Raw genomic sequence first — 13,602 nt, 5'->3', positions numbered from 1 at the left:
CTTGTGCGGGGAGAGCAACGTCCATGGGTTCCCGCCTTCGCGGGAATGACGGGCATAGGAGCAACGTCACTGGGTTCCCGCCTTCGCGGGAATGACGGGGCATAGGAGCAACGTCACTGGGTTCCCGCCTTCGCGGGAATGACGGTCTTCTAATGACTGTGAAAAGCCCCTCTCCCGCTTGCGGGAGAGGGGTTGGGGTGAGGGCCACCGAAGACCATGCAACAAAACACCAGAGCGTCGTCCGCCGGGCCGGGGATTGCGCAGCAGTGGGCCATGGATGGCCCACGCCCCGCCTTCGGACAGGATGTCCGACGAAGGGCGGAGCAATCACCGGCCCGGCGGACGACGCCCCTCCGCAGACGGAAACCTGCCAGTCAACGCGGCGCGATGTATCCGCCAGCCGCTCCCCTGGGCGACAACACCAGTTGCCACAGCTGCGAGTGACGGCTGCGGAAGCTGGCCATCGAGGCCGACAGGTAGAACCGCCACATGCGCTGGAAGCGCTCGTCGTAGCGGGCCGGCAATTGCGCCCAGGCGCGCTCGACGTTGTCGAGCCACGCCTGCAGGGTCAGCTCGTAGTCGGCGCCGAAGTTGTGCCAGTCCTCCATCACGAACAGGCCTTCGCAGTTCGTCGAGATCTGCGCGGCCGAAGGCAGCATCGAGTTGGGGAAGATGTAGCGCGCGATCCACGGATCGGTGACATGCACCGAGACGTTGGTGCCGATCGTGTGCAGCAGGAACAGACCGTCTTCGGCCAGCGAGCGCCGCGCCACCTCGAAGTAGGTGCGGTAGTTCTTGACCCCGACGTGCTCGAACATGCCGATCGACACGATCGCGTCGAAGCGTTCGTCGCCCTCGCCTGCTCCTGCTTCCCCTGCTCCGACTTGCCTGTAGTCCTGCAGCCGGATCTCGATCGGCAGCCCCGCGCACAGCTCGCGCGCGTAGGCAGCCTGCTCGCGCGAGACGGTCACGCCGACGCCGCTGATGCCGTAACGCTCGGCGGCGTACTTCAGTGCCTCGCCCCAGCCGCAGCCGATGTCGAGCACGCGCATCCCGGGCTTGAGGCCGAGCTTGCGGCAGACCAGGTCGAGCTTGGCCTCCTGCGCCAAATCCAGGTCGGGCAGGCGCGCACCGTCGCGGTCGCGCCAGTAGGCGCAGCTGTAGACCAGGCGACGGCCGAGCATGGCGCGATACAGGTCGTTGCCCAGGTCGTAGTGCTGCTCGCCGACGACGAAGCTGCGGCGCCGGCTTTGCAGGTTGGTCAGGTAGGCGCGCAGCCCATCGGTCCAGGCACTCACGCCGCGCACCCGGCGATCGAGGTCGGCGCTGATCAGCTTGAACAGGAAACGGTCCAGCGACGGCGTCCGCCACCAGCCATCCATGTAGGACTCACCCAGCCCGAGCGAACCCTCGACCAGGACACGGGCGAAAAAGCGCTCGTCCTCGATCTGGACGTCCCAGGGACGATTGCCGCCGACCCGGACATCGGCCAGCGACAGCAACTGCTCTACCCGACTGCGCAATGCGGACATGGCGACCTCGGTGTGCGTCTGGCCCCCCTCGGGCCTGGCCCCGCGCATCTGGCGGGCAAGCTGATCCTAGCGCGATGCCGCGCAAGGCGGCATCAACCCCCGGAAAACAGCGTCCTGTATTCGGGGGCCACGAACGGCAACAGCACGTCGGCGGGCACTTCCACCGTCTGGGTGCCGTCGGAATACGGGCCGACCTGGTACGGCGCGAACACGAAGCGCAGGCCGCCCAGCTTGCGGTCGGGCGCGACCATCGGCTCGAACAGGGCGAAGTCGGTGGGCGCCGGCTCGGTGCCGTCGTCGATCATGCGCGAGGCGTTCTTGACCACTTCGGCACGTTCCTCGGCCGGCAAGTCGTCGGCGTCGACGCGCTGCGACAGCGCCGAATGCAGTTGCTCGCGGACGTAACCGGAAATCGCCGCCCAGCCCTTGTCGTCGCGCACCAGCTCGCGCGCGGTGAGCAGGCGCTGCTGCTGCGGCAACCAGACGAAGCGGGCGATCAGCGGCGCACCGTGGGCGCCGCCGGTGTAGCTGCTGCCGTCGGCCGCGACCGCGACCACGCTGGGGGTGTTCATCAGCTCGGTGAAACTGAGCGAGAGGTCGTAGGGTGCGCTGGTCGCTCCGCCCGGCTGCCCGCGCGACTTGGCCGCCTCGATCAGGTCGGCACGTGCGGCGTCGGCGTACTTCTTCAGTTCGGCCGCCAGCGCCGGATGTTGTCCGGTCGGGACCTGGTAGCTGATGCCGATGATGTAGTCCGGCGTCGACTCGGACACATCCTTGAGTTCGACCGCGACGGGAGCGTCGGCAGTGGTGGCCGGGGTGGCCGGCGCACCCGGAGCGGGTGCGGTACTGGTCGCCGGCGCCGCCGGCTCGCCCTCGCGCTTGCAGCCGGCCAGCACGGCCAGGCCAAGCAACGACAGCATGAGCACTCGCTTCATGGGCAATCCCTTGTCGATGAGCATCAGGTTAGCGGCGGCGGCGTGATGCCCGTATGCACGCAGGGGGCGCTTCGTATCGCGCAGCGCCACGGCTGCGGTTGGCTACCACTGCGTCCGCTGCGGCAACAGCCCCTGCAGCTCGGCGTCGGTCAGGTTGCGCCACTGGCCGGGCTTGAGATGCCCGAGTTTGACGTTGCCGATGCGCACACGCAGCAGCTGTTTCACGCGCATGCCGAAGTGCGCCGCCATCAGGCGGATCTGCCGGTTGAGGCCCTGCACCAGGACGATGCGGAAACCGAACTTGCCCAGCTTGCCGGTCCTGCACGGCAGCGTCATCTGGCCGTGGACCGGCACGCCACGCGCCATGGCGCGCACGAACTCGTCGGTCACGGCATGGTTCACCACCACCAGGTATTCCTTCTCCAGCTTGTTCTCGGCGCGCAGGATCTCGTTGACGATGTCGCCGTTGCTGGTCAGCAGGATCAGCCCCTCGGAGTCCTTGTCGAGGCGGCCGATCGGGAAGATGCGCTGCTGGTGGCCGACGAAGTCGACGATGTTGTCCTTGACCCCGGCCTCGGTGGTGCTGGTGATGCCGACCGGCTTGTTGAGGGCGATGTAGACGTGCTGGCGCTTGCCCTTGACGGCCTGGCGGACCTTCAGCGGCTGCCCGTCGACCAGGACCTGGTCGCCTTCGCCGACCTCGGCGCCGATGCGCGCACGCACGCCGTTGACGGTGACCCGACCTTCGGCAATGAAGTTGTCGGCTTCGCGGCGCGAGCAGAAGCCGGTGTCGCTGATGTGCTTGTTCAGGCGCATGCGGGCAGGCGCCAGGGGCGCGGCAGTCGGGGGATGGGCGCGCATGCTGTCATACATGAGCGCGGGGGGACAGCGCCGCGGCCCGGCCAATCACCTTGGCCCACCTGGGCGCCGCGGCCGGCCAGGCCTGGGTCAGAAGCCGGGTCAGGCCAGCAGCTGGTTGTACTCGGGGTGGCGCTCCACCCAGGCAGCGGCATAGGAGCACTGCGGGTGGACGTGCCAGCCCTGCGCCTTGGCGAACTCGAACGCCTCGCGGACCAGCTCGCCGGCAATGCCGCGGCCGCCGATCGCCTCGGGCACGCCGGTATGGGTGATCACCATCTTGCTGCCCTCGCGGTAGTACTCCAGGCGGGCATCGACGCCATCGACGGTGGTCATGAACGCGCCGATCACCGGGTCATGCTGGATCTCGTGCTGGATGCTCTGGTGCTGGGTCATGGGGCCCTCTTGGTCTGGGGTCGGGCGCACGGTGCGTGCGCCCTTGATTCATTGGCAACGGTAGCTCAACGGCTGTCGCGCTTGCCCTGGTTGTGGCGGTCCTGGGTGCCGATGCTGCCCTGGATCGCCTCCATGCGGCTTTCGGCGGCATGCAGTTCCCCGGCCTTGGCGGCCGCGCTGTCGGACTGGAAGCCGGGCTTGGGGACGTGCCCGTGGGCCGGATCGAACTGCTGCCACGGCTGCGGCTGCTGGTCGCGCTCGTGCTTGGCCGCCAGCAGTTCCTGGGTATTGGCCAGTGCCTGCTCGGGGGTGATGTGCGGCTTGCTGGGGACTCGCACCGAGCGCTTGCGCGGGACCGGAGTCCTGGTCGGGGTCTTGGCCGGAGCCTTGCGTGCGGTCCGGACGACGACCTTCCTGGCAGTTGCTTTCCTGGCTGGTGCCTTCTTCGCGGCCGCCTTTCGCACGATGGTCTTGCTGGCAGCCGTCTTGCGAACCGCCTTCCTGGCGACCTTGCGGACCGAGGCGGTCTTGCGTGCCGGCGTCTTGCGGGCGGTCGTCTTCTTCACGACCTTCTTCGCGGACTTCCTGACAGCGGTCTTCTTCGCGACCTTCTTCGCGACCTTCCTGGTTGCAGTCTTCTTTGCCACGGCCCTTTTTGCTGCCGTCTTGCGCGCCGGGGTCTTGCGCGTCGCGGTCTTGGCGGTGGTCTTCTTCCGGGCCGTCCTGGCGACGACTTTCCTGGCGGACTTCTTTGCAGCCTTTTTGGCTGCGGCCTTTTTGGTTACGGCCGCCGCCGGTTTTTTCGTGGTGGCCTTGCGGGCAGTGGTCTTGCCTGCCTTCCTGATCGCCATGCCTGGCACTCCTGGGCATCGTCTGGGAAGGTTTTGGATATCACGCCCGGCATTCATGCCGGGTGAGCGGAATGCGCGCTCAAGCGCCGCTTTACGTCATCCGCTCAGTCCCGGCCGCGACCAGTAATGACCGATTGCGTCACATTTTCACGCCCGATTGCAAGCCAGACCAAGGTGAGACGGCTGGCACGGAATCTGCGTGATACAGGACAGGAAAGCCAGTACGGAGAACACCCATGACCGTGCATCACCTGACCCTCGGCCACGTCAGCGACGACGCCCTGATGGCTCGCATGTATGACCTGGCCCGCAGCGGCAAGGAAGGCTCGATCGAGTCGTCGCAGATCGACGCCGAGATCTACGCCCGCCTGCTCGAGACCTACGGCGCCGATGGCGAGACGACGTCGGACCGCCACGCGGCCTGACCCAAGTGACCAAGGCGACCGGGACGACCCGGTCGGCACCAGCTCGGGTAGCTGGGGGGCGCCCTGAGCGCGGCGGGCCTGCGTCTTGCAGGTCTGCCGCAGTCCCTCCTGCTGCCGCGATGTCCGTCCTTCTCAGCCGAAGGACGGATTCATCAGCCGCTCCAGGAAGATCGTCCCCACGCGCGGCTCCATCAGCAGCATGAACAACACGCCATAGATCGCGCCCGACAGGTGCGCGCTGTGGTTGATGTTGTCGCCTCCGCGCCGGTCCATCCAGAACGAATAGCCGACGTAGGCGACCGCGTACAGGATCGCCGGCATCGGCAGCACGAACACGATGATCAGCGACCACGGCTTGAGCAGGACGTAGGCGAACAGCACCGCCGACACCGCACCGGAGGCACCGAGACTGCGGTAGCTGGGGTCGTGGCGATGGCGCAGGTAGGTCGGCAGGATCGCGATCACTATCGCCGACAGGTAGAACAGCACGAACCCGAACGGCCCGATCAGTTGCCCGATCACGCCCTCGATCACGCGACCGAAGAAGTACAGCGTGATCATGTTGAACAGCAGGTGCGACCAGTCGGCATGGATGAATCCATGCGTCACCAGCCGGTCGTACTGGTGGTTGCGGTCGATCGCCGGCGGCCACAGGATCAGGCGGTTGAGCAGCTGCGGCCGCTCGAAGGCCAGCCACGAGACGCCCACGGTCACGGCGATCAGGATGAAAGTCAGCATCCGTTGAAGCTCCTGGCGTCGATGTCGGCAGTGGTCGGCATCATGCGCTGCGGTAGTTGTCCTGCATCGGATAGGTGCGCGCGTAAAGCGCGAACGCCGCTGCAGCAAGGAAGGCAAAGCCGGCGAAGAAGAACATCAGGAAGGCATTCTCGCTCAGGCCAGTGTTGGCGATATGCGAGATCACCGCGTCGTTGCGGACGCTGGCGTTGGTCAGCAGCACCCACAGGCTGCCGAAGGTGATGGCCAGGTACCAGAAGGCCATGATCACGCCCTTCATCGCGCGCGGCGCCTGGCTGTAGGCGAACTCCAGCGCGGTCGCCGACACCAGCACTTCGCCGAAGGTCAGCAGCGCGTACGGCAGCATCTGCCAGTCCAGCGTCACCGCATGGCCGCCATCGAGGTAGAGCTGGATCAGGCCGGCGCCGATCCAGGCCACGCCGGAAAACGCGATGCCCCAGCCCATGCGCTTGAGCGCGGTCGGCTCGTACCCGAGCTTGCGCAGCGCCGGGTACAGCACGATGTTGTTGAACGGGATCAGCAGCATCACCAGCAGCGGATTGATCGCCTGCATCTGCGCGGCGTCCTTGATCAGCCAACTCGGCCACCACCACACCTCGTGCGGCATCACCATCTCGTTGCCCTGCAGCACCCAGGTCGAGGCCTTCTGGTCGAACAGCGAGTGGAACGGCGTCGCCAGCGCGAACACGATCAGGATGCGCAGCACCGCACGCACGCCATCGACCGCGGCTTGCGGGTGCTTGCCGCGGGCGCGGTCGAGTTGCATGGAGGTGCCCACGCCACCGAAGGCGATGATCAGGCCCAGCGCCATGCAGGCGCAGATCACGAAGCCCAGCTTGGGAATCAGCAACAGCGCGCCGACCGCAAGCACGCCGCCGATGGCCGCCACGACCAGGCCAGGCCGGCCCTGCCCCGGCGACTGCGCCAGCAGCGCGGTCCGCGCCACGTGCAGGAACGAGTCCGGATCGGCCGCGGTCGGCGGCACGTTGACGTACTGCTTGCGCCCCAGCCAGAAGATGAAGGTGGCGATGAACATCAGGACGCCGGGAATGCCGAATGCCACGGCAGGGCCGTACTCGCGCAGGAAGATCGGCATCAGCAGCGAAGCGAAGAAGCTGCCGAAATTGATGATCCAGTAGAAGGCGTCGAAGACGATCTTCGCCAGGTGCTTGTTGCTCTGGTCGAACTGGTCGCCGCAGAACGACACCACCAGCGGCTTGATGCCGCCCGACCCCAATGCGATCAGGAACAGACCGGAGTAGAAGCCGCTGCGGTTGTCCTCGAAGATCGCCAGGCAGGCATGGCCGACGCAGTAGATCAGCGAGAACCACAGCACGGTCTGGTACTTGCCGAAGAAGCGGTCGGCCAGCCAGCCACCCAGCAGCGGGAAGAAATACACGCCGATGACGAAGCTGTGGAAGACGTCCTTGGCGATGCCGGCGCGTTCGGCTTCGGGTGCGTACAGCAGCAGCGTGCTGACCAGGAACGGCGTCAGGATGTTGCGCATCCCGTAGAAGCTGAACCGCTCGCAGCCCTCGTTGCCGATGATGTAGGGAATCTGCCGGGGCATCCGGCCCTGGGAATCCCCCTGGTGTTCGGCGGTGGCAGCGTTTGCGGTGGTCGTCATCTACGGCGGTCCTGCGGGTACGTTCAGGGGTTCAATGCGGGCGCGCCGCAGCCGGCAGGGCCGGCAACGGCGGAGGGGCAAGCCTACCCGATCGGCACCGGCCGTCGCTCAGGCCCAGTCGGTCAGGCCTTCGCGTTCGTACAGGGTCTTGAAGGACGGTCGTGCCTTCAGCGCATGCGCCAGTGCCGCCAGGTGCGGCCAGTCGTGACCGGGACGCGGCATGTTGCGGGTCCAGCGCATCAGCATGGCGAGGTAGAAGTCGGCCGCACTCAGGCGCTCGCCGAGCAGGTACGGGCCGTTTGCGGCCAGGTGTGCGTCCAGCCGATCCCACGCGGCCTCGACGCGGCGGCGGGTGCCTTCGCGGACCTCGTCGGCATGGGTATCGTCGATGTCGCCCGGGTACCACCACAACCGCATCGGCGATTGCACGGTGTTGGCCAGGTTCAACATCCACTGCAGGTAGGGCCCGCGCAACGGACTATCGATCGCCGGCGCCAAACCCGACTCGGCATGACGATCGGCCAGGTGCAGCACGAGCGCCGCCGCTTCGTAGAGCGGCTTGCCGTCGACGACGAGGGTCGGCACCAGGCCGTTCGGATTGAGCGCGAGGTAGTCGGCGGCCTTGTGCTGCTTCGCCTGCGTATCGACAAGACGCAGTTCGTGCGGCACTCCGATCTCGATCAGCAGCCAATGGACGACCAGGCTCGCCGCGCCGGGCGAGTAATAGAGGCTGTACATGCTTGGATCCCCGGAAGGCAATTGAATCAAGCCGGGAATGATCGCATGCGTGCGCATGCAATCCGTCATCCCGGCGAACGCCGGGATCCAGTGTCGAAGCATCAACGGCGGCGTGGCGCAGGGGGTAAAGGCCCAATGACCCTTGACCTGATGCGTTACGGGCCTGGGTCCCGGCGTTCGCCGGGACGACGGGGTTTTGCTGATGTGTTACGGGCCTGGGTCCCGGCGTTCGCCGGGACGACGGGGATCTGCTGCTGCCACACCGATGGCAGCAGCGTGACCCCGGCCAGCAAAGGGGTCGGTTCATCTCAGCTACCATGCCGCGACATTTTCGTGAGATGCCCGCGCAATGACCCGTTCGCCGCTCGCCGCCGCAACCCTCGCCGCACTGCTCACCGCTCTCCCCGCCACCGCCGCTCCCACCTCCTCCGCGCTGACCACCGTGTCCGAGCGCAGCGGCTTCGTGAAGACCGGCCGTTATGACGAGGTCATCGCACTGTGTGCCGAGTTCGCGCGGCGCTACCCCGACGCGGTGCGTTGCAGCGACTTCGGCACCACGCCCGAAGGTCGGCCGATGAAGGTGCTGGTCGTATCGAAGACCGGTGCGTTCACGCCGGAGGCGGCAAAGGCCAAGGGCTTGCCGGTCATGCTGATCCAGGGCGGCATCCATGCCGGCGAGATCGACGGCAAGGATGCCGGCTTCCTCGCGCTGCGCCAGGCACTCGATGGCGAAGCCGCCTCCGGCGCGCTCGACAAGCAGGTGCTGCTGTTCGTGCCGGTGTTCAACGTCGACGGCCACGAGCGTTTCGCCCGCTGGAACCGTCCCAACCAGCGCGGCCCGGAGGAAATGGGCTGGCGCACCACCGCGCAGAACTACAACCTCAACCGCGACTACGTGAAGGCCGACTCGGCCGAGATGCAGGCGATGCTGAAGCTGGTCGATGCCTGGGACCCGCTTGCCTACGTCGATCTGCACGTCACCGACGGCGCCAAGTTCGAACACGACGTCTCCATCCAGGTCGAACCGGTGAACAGTGGCGACGAGGCGCTGCGCGCCGCCGGCACCGCCCTGCGCGATGGCGTGATCGAACGACTGGCCGCGGAAGGTTCGATGCCGCTGCCGTTCTATCCTTCGTTCGTGAAGAGCGACGAACCCGACTCGGGCTTCGAGGACGGCGTGCCCACCCCGCGTTTCTCGCACGGCTACTTCCAGCTGCGCAATCGCCTGGGCATGCTGGTCGAGACGCACTCTTGGCGCGAGTATCCGCATCGCGTCAAGGTCACGCGCAACATCATCGTCGCCCTGCTCGACCTGGTCGCCAGCAATGGCGCGCAGTGGCAGCAGCAGACCGCTGCCGCCGACAAGCGTGCCGCCGCACTCGGCGGCCAGCCGGTCGCCCTCGACTACAAGGCCACCGACAAGAGCCGCACGATCGACTTCCGCGGTTATGCCTACACGCGCACGCCGTCGGAAGTGTCGGGTGCCTTGATGACCCGCTACGACGAGACCAGACCCGAGATCTGGAAGCTCCCGATCCGCGACCAGATCGTGCCCGACCACGTCGTCACCGCGCCGCGGGGCGGTTACCTCGTGCCGGCCGCGCATGCGGGCTGGGTTGCGGCCAAGCTCGACCAGCATGGCATCGGCTACCGCCGCCTTGCCGCCGCGCAGTCGCACGCCAAGGTCGAAGCCTTCCGCGCCGACAAGGCCAGCTTCGCCGCGCAGTCGGTCGAGGGGCATCAGCGTTTGACACTCAGCGGCCAGTGGAAGCCGGAGACCCAGGACATCGCCGCCGGTGCGTTGTTCGTGCCGATCGCCCAGCCCGAGGCGCGACTGGTCATGGCGCTGCTGGAGCCGCAGGCTCCCGACGCGCTGGTGGCGTGGGGTGAGTTCAACAACAACTTCGAACGCAAGGAATACATGGAGGATTATGTCGCCGAGGACGTGGCGCGCGAGATGCTCAAGGACCCTAAGGTCAAGGCCGAGTTCGACCAGCGCCTCAAGGACGACGCCGCCTTTGCCGCCGACCCGCAGGCGCGACTGGAATTCTTCGCCCGGCGCCACTCGTCCTGGGATTCGCGCTACCGCCTGTACCCGGTGCTGCGGACCGACGCCACGCCACGCTGACGCCTTCGCAACATTCGTGCCGCTAGGCTGGGCGTCTGCCCAGGAGATGCCCATGATCGAATCGAAGCGGTTTTCGTCGTCCCTGCCCGGCCTGTTCGGCATCGCCCTGGCGATGTCGCTGGCGGCCTGCCAGCCAGGCAGCGATTCCGGGACTGCTTCGACCGCGCCGACGCCACCGCTGACCCAGGGTGCGCACGCGATAACCGGCAGCGCCGGTTACCGCGAGCGGATCATGATGCCGCCCGGCTCGAGCCTGCGCGTGCAGCTGATCGACAACCTGCTCGCCGACACGCCCAACGCGGTGCTGTCGGACATGACGTTCAAGGATCTGTCGGGCCCGCCGTTCGCCTTCAGCCTGCCCTATGACCCGGTCAAGCTGCGCAGCGGCGGCCAGTACGGCTTGCATGCGTCGCTGATCGGGCCGGACGGCAAACCGTGGTTCGTCACCGACACGCGCACGCCGGTGGACCCTGCTGCCAATGTGCCGGTCGAATTGCAGCTGGTGCGCGTGACGTCCGCCGCGCCGGTCGCTGCCGCCGGCAAGACCAGCTACTGGCAATGCGGCGAACTTCGCCTCAGTGCCGATTTCGGCCAGCCCGAGCGGACCGTGCTGTCGTTTTCCGGTCGCGAGTTGACGATTCCTCTGGCGATGTCCGCATCCGGCGCGCGCTATGCCGACGACAAGGGCAACGAGTTCTGGACCAAGGGCGGCAGCGGCACGCTCACGCTGGCCGGCGAAGACAAGCGCGAGTGCAGCCAGGCCGATGGCCCGTCGCCGTGGGAAGCGGCCAGGGCGCGCGGCATCGGTTTCCGCGCGGTCGGTAACGAACCGGGCTGGTGGGTCGAGGTCGGCATGGGCGAGGCGCCGGTGCTGCGCGCCGAGCTCGACTACGGCGCACGCAAGATCGAGGTTGCCAACGCGCAGCCGCTCGAGGGCGGAGCGGGTTTCAGCGGCAAGACCGCCAACGGCACGCAGGTCGAGCTGAAGATCGAACGCAAGCCGTGCCAGGACGACATGAGTGGCAGTTCGTTCGAGGCCAGCGCGCAACTCAGTGCCGGCGGCAAGACGTACCAGGGTTGCGGCGCGTTCCTGAGGGACTGACTTGCGGGACTGAATGCAACGCGCTCAAGGAGGCTACGCCATGATCGAGATCCTGCCTGCACCTTCGCATGTCGGCGCTTACCATTTCAGCGGGACGCTCGACGGCGACGACTACGACCGCTGCATCGCCGACATCGAGGCGCGCCTGGCGCAGCACGCGCGCATCGGCCTGTTCTGCGACATGACCGGGTTCACCGGCCTGACCGCGCAGGCCATGGGCAAGGACCTGCGCTACGCCATGAGCAAGTTCGGTGAATACCGGCGCTTCGCCCGCGGTGCGATCATCACCGACAAGCACTGGCTGGCGCGGATCTCCGAGTTCTCCGGGCATTTCTTCCCGCACACCGAGATTCGCTCGTTCGATCCGGACGAGCGCGAAGCGGCGATGCTGTGGGCGAGCGACGTGTTGCCGGAAGGTATTTCGGCCTGAGTTTCGGTTCGTCTCCCGCCTGCGTTTTCCAGAAACATGGCTTGTGCTGCTGCGCGTTGGGCTTTCGTCTGCGGAGCGGCGTGTCGTTGCATGGTCTTCGGCGGCCCTCACCCCAACCCCTCTCCCGCAAGCGGGAGAGGGGCTAGAGAAAACCGTCATCCCCGCGAAGGCGGGGACCCAGCGGCGTTGCTCTCGACGTCATGCCCTCACCCCAACCCCTCTCCCGTAAACGGGAGAGGGGCTTTATCCCTTACTGGGTGATCGCGCGTTGCGTCCGCGATGACACGAGCTACGACATGTACTTCCAGTTGCGCGACTTGCCTTCGGCCACCCATTCGAGGGTCTGCTGCAGGCGTCGCTGCCGGGTTTCCTCGCGCTTGGCTTCGACGATCCACTCGATGTAATCGCGTCGATAGCTGGGCGGGAACGCTTCGAAATGTGCGCGTGCCTTCGCGTTCTTCTGCAACGCGGCGGCGAGATCGTCGGGAACCTCCAGCGGCGGCCTGGCCTTGGCGGCCTTGCTCGCCGGTCGCGTGCTGCCGCTGTCGATCAGCGCCATCGCCTGCTCAATGAAGCCGATCAGTTCGCGCTTGCCGGGCAGGTCCGCAAGGCGGGTGATCCGGCCGAACTGGCCCATGCCCTGCTCGCTGCGCGCGGCGCCCTCGATCTGCTCTCCCTGCCAGAAACCAAAACCGACGTGGTGCTTGAAGGCCGCCATGCCGCACAGGATCCTGCCGCGGTAGGTGAAGCTCGGCATGCCCCATTTGATCGTTTCCTCGACCTCGGGGCAGCCGCCGTGGACGACGGTCCGCAGGTGCGCGAGCAACGGCCGGGCGAACTCCGCTGACCGGGCGATATAGGCGTCGATTCGCGGGTCGAGGGCTGCCATGGACGGTTCCGGAGTGCGCGCGTCCTATTGTGCACACGCTTCCACGTTGGAACAGTCGAGGGGCACAAAATGTCACAAGCGGTAAAGGGGGAACGACCATGGCCCTGCGTGATCGACGTACTCCAGGCACCGACATCCATGTACAGCAGCGGCGCATCGGCCTGACCGGTCCGCAAGCCCGGATGCTGCTCGCCTGCGAACACTACGGCTGGAAACTGGCCTTCATCCGCGAGCCGCTGGAACACCCGACGCCGGTGCTGTTCGCCACTGCCCGCGACTTCGTCGTGGTGCGCGAGGACGGCAGCATCGACCGCGAACCGCAGATCGAGATTCGTCACTGAAGATCCGCCAATGAGCTGGCGCGGCATCACCGCTGCAGCGGCCAGCGCTCGATGATCCGGTAGGGTTGGCCGGACTGGCTGTCGATCAGGACGAAGGCGTGCACGTGCCATTCCAGCGGCGCGACGGGCGTGACGGGGATCTGGCGGCGCACGTTGCGCTGGATGGTCAGGTGGGGGCTGAAGGCAGGCGCACGTCGGACTGGCACTTCGCGCTGGCGCAGCGCAGTGCCGAGCGACTCCCATAGTTCCTGCAGGACTTCGGGCATTGCATGCGGGCCGAGCCACCAGACGTTGCTGCCGCGGAAACTGCCGGCGCAATCCAGGTCCAGTGCGAACGGCGGCAGTTGTACCTGTGCTCCCGCCGCGCAGGCGCCATCGACCAGTGCCTGCGGCAACGATTCGAAATCGCCCAGGAACTGCAGTGTCATGTGGTAGCGCGCGGCATTGAGCCGGCGTCCACCCGGCGCGAGTTCGCGCTCCAGGCGCGCCGCTGTCTCGTCGATCGAATGTCGCAGCGCATCGTCCGGCCACAGGGCGAAGAACAGGCGATGGATCTGCGACCCGCTGCTCATGGCAACGTCGTGCCGGCCGGCG

16 protein-coding genes are annotated in these 13,602 nt (G+C 66.8%); 6 read left to right on the top strand and 10 right to left on the bottom strand.

Annotated features, from left to right (window positions below; translation table 11 throughout):
• Positions 1-374: 374 nt before the first annotated feature.
• The 5 genes from cfa to AC3A3X_RS10100 all read right to left on the bottom strand — a co-directional run bounded on the left by cfa (position 375) and on the right by AC3A3X_RS10100 (position 4,059).
• Positions 375-1,532, bottom strand: a complete 1,158-nt coding sequence (cfa, locus tag AC3A3X_RS10120) for a cyclopropane fatty acyl phospholipid synthase (protein WP_487582903.1) — start codon at positions 1,530-1,532, stop codon at positions 375-377.
• 92 nt (positions 1,533-1,624) lie between these two features.
• Entirely contained in the window at positions 1,625-2,467 is an 843-nt protein-coding gene (locus AC3A3X_RS10115; protein WP_487582902.1) for a DUF3298 and DUF4163 domain-containing protein, read from the bottom strand.
• A gap of 102 nt (positions 2,468-2,569) precedes the next feature.
• A complete protein-coding gene (locus AC3A3X_RS10110; protein ID WP_487582901.1) occupies positions 2,570-3,328 on the bottom strand; it encodes a pseudouridine synthase in 759 nt (252 codons plus the stop codon).
• Positions 3,329-3,427: 99 nt separating this feature from the next.
• Entirely contained in the window at positions 3,428-3,721 is a 294-nt protein-coding gene (locus tag AC3A3X_RS10105; RefSeq protein WP_487582900.1) for a GNAT family N-acetyltransferase, read from the bottom strand.
• 65 nt (positions 3,722-3,786) lie between these two features.
• Positions 3,787-4,059, bottom strand: coding sequence for a hypothetical protein (locus AC3A3X_RS10100; RefSeq protein WP_487582899.1), 273 nt, complete (start codon positions 4,057-4,059; stop codon positions 3,787-3,789).
• 37 nt (positions 4,060-4,096) lie between these two features.
• On the opposite strand from AC3A3X_RS10100, the gene AC3A3X_RS10095 reads away from it, so the two are divergent.
• Together AC3A3X_RS10095 and AC3A3X_RS10090 are read left to right on the top strand one after the other, a co-directional pair.
• Positions 4,097-4,699, top strand: coding sequence for a hypothetical protein (locus AC3A3X_RS10095; RefSeq protein WP_487582898.1), 603 nt, complete (start codon positions 4,097-4,099; stop codon positions 4,697-4,699).
• Between the two features lie 109 nt (positions 4,700-4,808).
• Complete coding sequence (locus AC3A3X_RS10090; protein WP_487582897.1) at positions 4,809-4,997, top strand: hypothetical protein; 189 nt, start codon at positions 4,809-4,811, stop codon at positions 4,995-4,997.
• Between the two features lie 132 nt (positions 4,998-5,129).
• Here the strand turns inward: AC3A3X_RS10090 and AC3A3X_RS10085 are convergent, their stop codons facing one another.
• The 3 genes from AC3A3X_RS10085 to AC3A3X_RS10075 form a co-directional block, all read right to left on the bottom strand.
• Positions 5,130-5,735 (bottom strand): rhomboid family intramembrane serine protease, encoded by a 606-nt coding sequence (locus AC3A3X_RS10085; RefSeq protein ID WP_487582896.1) that lies wholly within the window; start codon positions 5,733-5,735, stop codon positions 5,130-5,132.
• Between the two features lie 40 nt (positions 5,736-5,775).
• Entirely contained in the window at positions 5,776-7,380 is a 1,605-nt protein-coding gene (locus AC3A3X_RS10080) for a POT-type proton-dependent oligopeptide transporter (RefSeq protein WP_487582895.1), read from the bottom strand.
• Positions 7,381-7,488: 108 nt separating this feature from the next.
• Positions 7,489-8,118: a glutathione S-transferase family protein gene (locus AC3A3X_RS10075; protein WP_487582894.1), complete on the bottom strand. Its 630-nt coding sequence runs from the start codon at positions 8,116-8,118 to the stop codon at positions 7,489-7,491.
• Positions 8,119-8,467: 349 nt separating this feature from the next.
• Between AC3A3X_RS10075 and AC3A3X_RS10070 the strand changes: the two genes are divergently transcribed.
• The 3 genes from AC3A3X_RS10070 to AC3A3X_RS10060 are packed head-to-tail and all read left to right on the top strand — an operon-like array spanning position 8,468 to position 11,778.
• The gene (locus AC3A3X_RS10070) at positions 8,468-10,246 is read left to right on the top strand and encodes a M14 family metallopeptidase (RefSeq protein WP_487582893.1); all 1,779 of its coding nucleotides are present in this window, start codon (positions 8,468-8,470) and stop codon (positions 10,244-10,246) included.
• A 52-nt stretch (positions 10,247-10,298) separates the two neighbouring features.
• Positions 10,299-11,348 carry a YbaY family lipoprotein gene (locus tag AC3A3X_RS10065; protein WP_487582892.1) on the top strand — a complete coding sequence of 350 codons (1,050 nt, stop codon included), beginning with the start codon at positions 10,299-10,301 and terminating at the stop codon, positions 11,346-11,348.
• A gap of 40 nt (positions 11,349-11,388) precedes the next feature.
• Positions 11,389-11,778 carry a SpoIIAA family protein gene (locus AC3A3X_RS10060; protein WP_487582891.1) on the top strand — a complete coding sequence of 130 codons (390 nt, stop codon included), beginning with the start codon at positions 11,389-11,391 and terminating at the stop codon, positions 11,776-11,778.
• Between the two features lie 289 nt (positions 11,779-12,067).
• Here the strand turns inward: AC3A3X_RS10060 and AC3A3X_RS10055 are convergent, their stop codons facing one another.
• Positions 12,068-12,667, bottom strand: coding sequence for a YdeI/OmpD-associated family protein (locus AC3A3X_RS10055; RefSeq protein ID WP_487582890.1), 600 nt, complete (start codon positions 12,665-12,667; stop codon positions 12,068-12,070).
• 98 nt (positions 12,668-12,765) lie between these two features.
• Here AC3A3X_RS10055 and AC3A3X_RS10050 point away from each other — a divergent pair, with 98 nt between their 5' ends.
• Entirely contained in the window at positions 12,766-13,008 is a 243-nt protein-coding gene (locus AC3A3X_RS10050) for a hypothetical protein (protein WP_487582889.1), read from the top strand.
• A 26-nt stretch (positions 13,009-13,034) separates the two neighbouring features.
• Here the strand turns inward: AC3A3X_RS10050 and thpR are convergent, their stop codons facing one another.
• On the bottom strand, positions 13,035-13,580 hold the full coding sequence (thpR, locus tag AC3A3X_RS10045) for an RNA 2',3'-cyclic phosphodiesterase (RefSeq protein ID WP_487582888.1): 546 nt from the start codon (positions 13,578-13,580) through the stop codon (positions 13,035-13,037).
• Between the last annotated feature and the right edge of the window lie 22 nt (positions 13,581-13,602).

Source organism: Lysobacter sp. Soil_N_23 (assembly GCF_057656135.1).
Note: the sequence above shows the minus strand (reverse complement) of the source record. Positions and strands in the feature narration are given on the sequence as shown.